Origin of the sequence: Acidovorax sp. (assembly GCF_046314175.1) — a bacterium.
Lineage (GTDB): Bacteria > Pseudomonadota > Gammaproteobacteria > Burkholderiales > Burkholderiaceae_C > Acidovorax.
In genome coordinates this window covers 41577-48172 of sequence record NZ_JBKBXG010000039.1, presented here as the reverse complement: position 1 = coordinate 48172, position 6596 = coordinate 41577, and the positions used below count along the sequence as shown (strand labels likewise).

General features: G+C 64.1%; 5 protein-coding genes. All 5 read left to right on the top strand.

What is annotated here, in order from left to right; translation table 11 throughout:
• Positions 1-237 precede the first annotated feature (237 nt).
• Genes ACK4OE_RS13010 through trpA form a run of 5 tightly spaced genes read left to right on the top strand, consistent with a single transcriptional unit; the run spans position 238 to position 6534 of the window.
• Positions 238-2841: a FimV/HubP family polar landmark protein gene (locus ACK4OE_RS13010; RefSeq protein WP_409885230.1), complete on the top strand. Its 2604-nt coding sequence runs from the start codon at positions 238-240 to the stop codon at positions 2839-2841.
• 52 nt (positions 2842-2893) lie between these two features.
• Positions 2894-3715: a tRNA pseudouridine(38-40) synthase TruA gene (truA, locus tag ACK4OE_RS13005; protein ID WP_409885229.1), complete on the top strand. Its 822-nt coding sequence runs from the start codon at positions 2894-2896 to the stop codon at positions 3713-3715.
• Positions 3712-4467 (top strand): phosphoribosylanthranilate isomerase, encoded by a 756-nt coding sequence (locus ACK4OE_RS13000; protein WP_409885232.1) that lies wholly within the window; start codon positions 3712-3714, stop codon positions 4465-4467. Before truA ends, ACK4OE_RS13000 begins: the two co-directional genes overlap by 4 nt.
• Positions 4445-5728, top strand: a complete 1284-nt coding sequence (gene trpB / locus ACK4OE_RS12995; protein WP_409885228.1) for a tryptophan synthase subunit beta — start codon at positions 4445-4447, stop codon at positions 5726-5728. The genes ACK4OE_RS13000 and trpB overlap by 23 nt, the downstream gene beginning before the upstream one ends.
• Positions 5725-6534 (top strand): tryptophan synthase subunit alpha, encoded by an 810-nt coding sequence (gene trpA, locus ACK4OE_RS12990; protein WP_409885227.1) that lies wholly within the window; start codon positions 5725-5727, stop codon positions 6532-6534. Before trpB ends, trpA begins: the two co-directional genes overlap by 4 nt.
• Positions 6535-6596: the final 62 nt, after the last annotated feature.

Here is a 6596-nt window from a genome sequence, read left to right as displayed (position 1 = left end):
TGCAACCAACGTCTGGACACACCCGGTTACGGGTCGTTGGCAATTGGCAACATGTATATGCCCCAAGTTGGGGCGTCAGCACCCCGCGCAAAGCTTCGGCGCCACCTCAGCTTGTCAGTGCAAAACATTGATGCTATGGTGCTTTTTACATATTTTCACGCGCCGGGGCGGGACCAGACCATGAGAAAAAAAGCACCGCTCGTCCGAGCCGCAAAAAAACCTAATCTGTTGGCAAACATGCATCGTTGGAAATTTTCTGTCCTGGCGGCTGCGGCCGTTGCGTCCGCAGGCTTTTACGCTGGAGACGCAGCCGCTTTGGCCCTGGGTCGCATCACGGTGCAATCTGCTTTGGGCGAGCCCTTGCGCGCCGAGATCGACCTCCCCCAGATCACCCCGGCCGAGGCCGACACCCTGCGGGCGACCACCGCATCTCCGGAAGTCTTCCGTGCGCAGGGCATGGAGTTCACGCCGACGATGAACAATTTGCAGATCCAACTGCAGCGCCGCCCCGACGGCACCGCTGTACTGCGCCTGTCGAGCGATCGCCCCGTCAATGAGCCCTTCCTCGACTTGGTGCTGGACGCCAACTGGGGTACGGGCCGCATCGTGCGCAGCTACACCATGCTGTTTGACCCGCCAACGCTGCGCCGCCAGGCACCCGCGGTTACAGCATCGCCGCAGATTTCATCTCCGCCAGCACAACAAAGCGCAGCAGTGCGCGCACCTGCTGCGCCGCGCAGCAGCGACGTGGCGGCGGCACCGGCAGCGCCCCGTCCGGCAGCGGCCCCGCGCACAGTACCCGCCGATGGGGTGACAGTGGCAGCGGGTGATACAGCAGGCCGTATTGCCAACGCCTATCGCCCTGCCAGCGTGTCTCTCGACCAGATGCTGGTTGCCATGATGCGCGCCAACCCCGATGCCTTCATCCAAGGAAACGTCAACCGCCTGAAGGCGGGCGCCGTGCTGCAGATGCCAGACCAGGCTGCTGCGCAAGCCACACCTGCACCAGAAGCGCGCCAGATTCTGGCGGCCCAGGCACGCGATTTCAACGAATTCCGTCGCAAGCTCGCTGGTGCTGCTCCATCTACCGAGGTGGCAGCCGCACAGCGCTCAGCCACCGGCACGGTGCAAACCCGGGTGGAGGACAGGAAACCCGCCACGACCGCGCCAGACAAACTAACGTTGTCCAAGGGCTCTGTGGCTGGCCAAAAGGCCGCCGAAGACCAGGTCGCCAAGGACAAGCAAGCCGCCGAAGCGGCGACGCGGATGGCCGAGCTGTCCAAAAACATCACCGACCTGAACAAGCTGGGCACTGCATCGGCGCCGTCCGGCGGCGCAGCTCCTGCTGCTGTAGGCGCAGCCAGTGCTGCAGGTGGCGTGGCCGTGCAAACGCCCACCGTGCCAGCAACGCCCGCAGTGCCGGAAGCTCCCGCATCAGAGGCGGCTGCCGCCAGTGCGCCCACCGATGCCGCCGTGCCTGCTGAAGCCGCTTCCGAACCCGCCTCCGCACCAGCCGAAGCACCAGCTCCTATGCCTGTGCCAGCACCCGCACCGGCCCCGGCAGAAGAGCCTGGGTTCCTTGCGGGCCTGATGGACGACCCCGTGTTGCCGCTTGCCGGTGGCGGGCTGCTTGCCCTGTTGCTGGGCTATGGCGCCTACCGCGTGGTCCAGCGCCGTCGCCAAAATGGTGGCGTGGACAGCTCGTTCTTGGAAAGCCGCATTCAGCCCGATTCGTTCTTCGGCGCCAGCGGCGGCCAGCGCGTGGACACGGCCAACAGCGAGATGACCACCGGTTCGTCGATGGCGTACTCCCCCAGCCAGCTGGATGCCGGCGGCGATGTTGACCCCGTGGCCGAGGCCGATGTGTACTTGGCCTATGGCCGTGACCTGCAGGCTGAAGAAATCCTGAAGGAAGCCATTCGCCACAACCCCGGACGTGTCTCCGTACACGTGAAGCTGGGCGAGATCTACGCCAAGCGCCAGGACCGCAAGGCCCTGGAGGCCGTGGCTGGCGACGTGTTCAAGCTCACCCAGGGCGAAGGCCCTGACTGGGCACGTATTGCCGAACTCGGGCGCGACCTGGACCCCGACAACCGCCTGTACCAGCCCGGTGGTCGCCCCGGTTTGGGCGAAGACGAATCCCCATCGTTGCCACCAGGCGGCTTCCCCAGCACCTTCACAGGTGCGGGCGCAGGCACTGCGGCCACTTTGCCGCCCGATCTTGACCTGGATCTGGATCTGGACCTGCCTGACGACGCCTTGACGGACGCGCCCCCTGCAGCACCCGGCGGTTTCGCAGCCGCAGCGGCAGCCGCTGCCAGTACCCGCCGCGCAGCAGATGACGCCGACGAGCCTCAGACACTGCGCCCAGAACTGGACCTGCCCGACCTGCCGCAGGCGTCCGCGCCCACTCCGTGGAACGCGCAAGACACGGCACCCAGCCCCATGATGGCGCCGCCACCGGTGGCTAATCTGGACTTCCCAACCGATGATCTGAGCATGGCGCCTTCGGGCCCCATGCCCTTGTCAGGCGACGCCCAGGACTCCGGCCCCATGGAATTTGACCTGGGCGAGCTGTCTCTGGACCTGAACGCACCGACCAAACCCATGGCCGCGCCTGCAGCCAAGGCACCAGTGCCAGCGGATGCAGCATCTGATTTCGCAGACGACGGCTCTGCAGCGGCGCAAGACGACCCGCTGGCCACCAAGCTGGCGTTGGCCGAGGAGTTCAACGCCATTGGCGACACGGACGGCGCCCGCACCCTGATCGAAGAAGTGGTTGCAGAGTCCAGCGGCGCGCTCAAGACGCGCGCTCAGCGCATGCTGGCTGAACTGGGTTGATGCAGCAGCCTCGCCTGCCTCTTCTTCACCCGCTCACCCTCCAGGCCAACCGATGACACGGGTGGCGCTGGGTGTCAGCTACAACGGGCAGGCCTATAGCGGCTGGCAAAGCCAGCTGTCCGGCAACACCATCCAAGACAAACTCGAAGCGGCCCTGGGCCGCTTTGCTACGCACCCCGTCAGCACCTTGTGCGCAGGCCGCACCGATGCCGGAGTGCATGGTCTGATGCAGGTGGTGCACTTCGACACACCCCTGGATCGCCCCGCATCCTCTTGGGTGCGCGGAACCAACACGTTTTTACCCACCGACATTGCGGTGCAGTGGGCGCAACCCGTGCCCGACAGTTTTCATGCCCGTGCCAGCGCCGTGGCGCGGCGTTATGCCTATGTGCTGCTGCAATCGCCCGTGCGACCCAGTGTGGATGCGGGGCGTGTAGGCTGGGTGTTCCGCCCCTTGGACCATGACGCCATGCGGCGCGCGGCAGACCACCTTCTGGGCGAACATGACTTCACCTCATTTCGCGCGTCTGCCTGCCAGGCCAAGTCGCCCATCAAGACACTGCGGCGCATCGACATCTCGCGTCGCGGCTTGAGCGCCCCCCACCCCGAATTGGGCTGGAGCCCCTGCTATTGGCGTTTTGAGTTTGAAGCCAACGCTTTCCTGCACCACATGATCCGCAACATCATGGGCTGCCTGATTGCCGTGGGCCAGGGTGACCAGCCGCCCCAATGGGTGCAGCAGGTGCTGGAGGCCAGGTCCCGCAAAGTCGCGGCGCCAACGTTTTCTCCGGATGGACTGTATTTTCAAGGCCCGGTCTACGACGCCACCTGGGGCCTGCCCCAGCGCACGGCTGCGTATGATTGGCTGCCATGAAAGCAAATCAAACCGCCCTTACGCTCCCCCCATCGCGCACCCGCATCAAGATCTGCGGCCTGACCCGCGAAGAGGACGTGGACGCCGCCGTGGCGGCGGGCGCCGATGCGGTCGGATTCGTGCTGTACGCACCCAGTCCACGTGCGGTCACGCCCGAGCGCGCTGCTCAGCTGGCAAAGCGCCTTCCGCCGTTTGTCACACCCGTCTTGCTCGTTGTGAACGAAACCGCTATGAATGTGATAGCTGCCAGCGCTTTTTTACCAGGCGCTATCATCCAATTTCATGGCGATGAGTCACCCCAGGACTGTCTGGACGCCACCGGTGGCGGTGCGCGCGCGTATCTGCGAGCAGCACGTATTCCCCTTGATGACGGTGCGGCCCAGTTTGACCTCGTAAAATACTCCTTCGATTACTCCCACGCCCAGGCCATCCTGCTCGACGCCCACGTCGAAGGATTTGGCGGAGGCGGTAAGGCTTTCAATTGGTCACTCCTTCCACCAAGCGTCGACTCTCACCTCGTTTTGTCTGGTGGACTCACGCCTGCAAACGTGATCGATGGCATTTTGCAAGTCCGCCCGCGTTGCCACACGCTGGCGGTTGATGTCAGCTCCGGCGTCGAGGCCGATGGCCCTGATGGCAAACCCATCAAGGGCATCAAGGACGCCGAAAAAATTCAACGCTTCGTAGCCGCCGTGCGTGCGGCCGATGCACAACTTGCAAAGAATCCTCATGAATTCCTATCAGCAACCTGATTCGTCAGGCCACTTCGGCTCTTACGGTGGCAGTTTTGTCAGTGAGACCCTGACTCACGCCATCCAGGAGCTGCGCGACGCATACGCTCGCTACCAGCACGACCCCGCGTTTTTGGCAGAGTTCAACTACGAGCTCAAGCACTTTGTCGGCCGCCCCTCGCCCGTGTACCACGCGGCACGCACCAGCCGCGAGATGGGCGGCGCGCAGATTTACCTCAAGCGCGAAGACCTCAACCACACCGGCGCCCACAAGATCAACAACGTGATCGGCCAGGCCATGCTGGCCAAACGCATGGGCAAGCCCCGCGTGATTGCCGAGACTGGCGCTGGCCAGCACGGCGTGGCCACGGCCACTATCTGCGCACGCTATGGGCTGGAATGCGTGGTGTACATGGGCTCAGAAGACGTCAAGCGGCAAAGCCCCAACGTGTACCGCATGAAACTGCTCGGTGCCACCGTGGTGCCAGTCGACAGCGGCAGCAAGACGCTGAAGGATGCCCTCAACGAAGCCATGCGCGACTGGGTGGCCAATGTGGACAACACGTTCTACATCATCGGTACGGTGGCGGGCCCGCACCCCTACCCGATGATGGTGCGCGACTTCCAGAGCGTGATTGGCAAGGAGTGCATCGAGCAACTGCCCCCCATGCTGGCCGAGCAGAAGGTGCTGGGCCAGCAGCCTGACGCAGTCATTGCCTGCGTAGGTGGTGGCAGCAATGCCATGGGCATCTTCCACCCCTACATTCCGTTCGAAAAAACGCGCCTGATCGGTGTGGAAGCTGCGGGCGAAGGGCTGGAGTCGGGCAAACACTCGGCGTCCTTGCAAAAAGGCAGCGCGGGCGTGCTGCATGGCAACCGCACCTTCATCCTGCAGGACACCAACGGCCAGATCACCGAAACGCACAGCATCAGCGCGGGCCTGGACTACCCCGGCGTGGGGCCGGAGCACGCTTGGTTGCAAGAGATCGGACGTGCTGAATATGTCGGCATCACCGACAAGGAAGCGCTCGACGCGTTCCACTACCTGTGCCGTACGGAGGGCATCATCCCGGCCCTCGAATCCAGCCACGCTGTGGCCTACGCCATGAAGCTCGCCAAGACCATGCGTGCAGACCAGTCCATTCTTGTCAACCTCTCCGGCCGTGGCGACAAGGACATCGGCACCGTGGCCGACCTGAGCGGCGCCGACTTTTACTGCCGCCCGAGCTGCCAGGGGCAGTCCGTCAAAGGCGGAGAGCAATCCATCAAGGTGGTCAAATGAGCCGCATCGAATCCACCTTCTCGGCCCTCAAGGCCCAGGGCCGCAAGGCGCTGATTCCTTATGTGACTGCCGGTTTTCCGTTTGCCGACATCACCCCCGCCCTCATGCACGGCATGGTGGACGCGGGCGCCGACATCATCGAGCTGGGCGTGCCTTTCTCCGACCCCATGGCCGATGGCCCCGTGATTCAGAAAGCGGGCGAAAAGGCCTTGGGGCTGGGCGTCGGCATGGTGCAGGTGTTGGACCACGTGCGCGACTTCCGCAAGCGCAACAGCACCACGCCCGTTGTGCTGATGGGCTATGCCAACCCGGTGGAGCGCTACGACCAGATTCACAGCGAAGGCGCCTTTGTGCGCGACGCCGCTGCGGCCGGTGTGGATGGTGTGCTCATCGTGGACTACCCACCGGAAGAATGCGAAGCCTTTGCCGCCAACCTGCGCGAGCACGGCATGGACCTGATCTTCCTGCTGGCACCCACCAGCACCGATGACCGGATGGCCCAGGTGGCACGCGTGGCCAGCGGCTATGTGTACTACGTGTCGCTCAAAGGCGTGACCGGGTCGGGCATTCTCGACACCTCTGCGGTGGAACAGATGCTGCCCCGCATCCGCCAGCATGTGCACATCCCTGTGGGTGTGGGGTTTGGCATCCGCGACGCGGCCACCGCGCAAGCGATCGGCAAGGTGGCCGATGCGGTGGTCATCGGCAGCCGCATCATCCAGCTCATCGAAGACCAGGAGCACGCTAAAGTGGTGCCCATCACGATCGACTTCCTGCGCGGTATCCGCAAGGCACTCGACGCATAATGCAGTCCGGCGCGCCCTCCGGGGTGCGCCAACAGATTTCACACCCGGCCTGCCCGCGAACG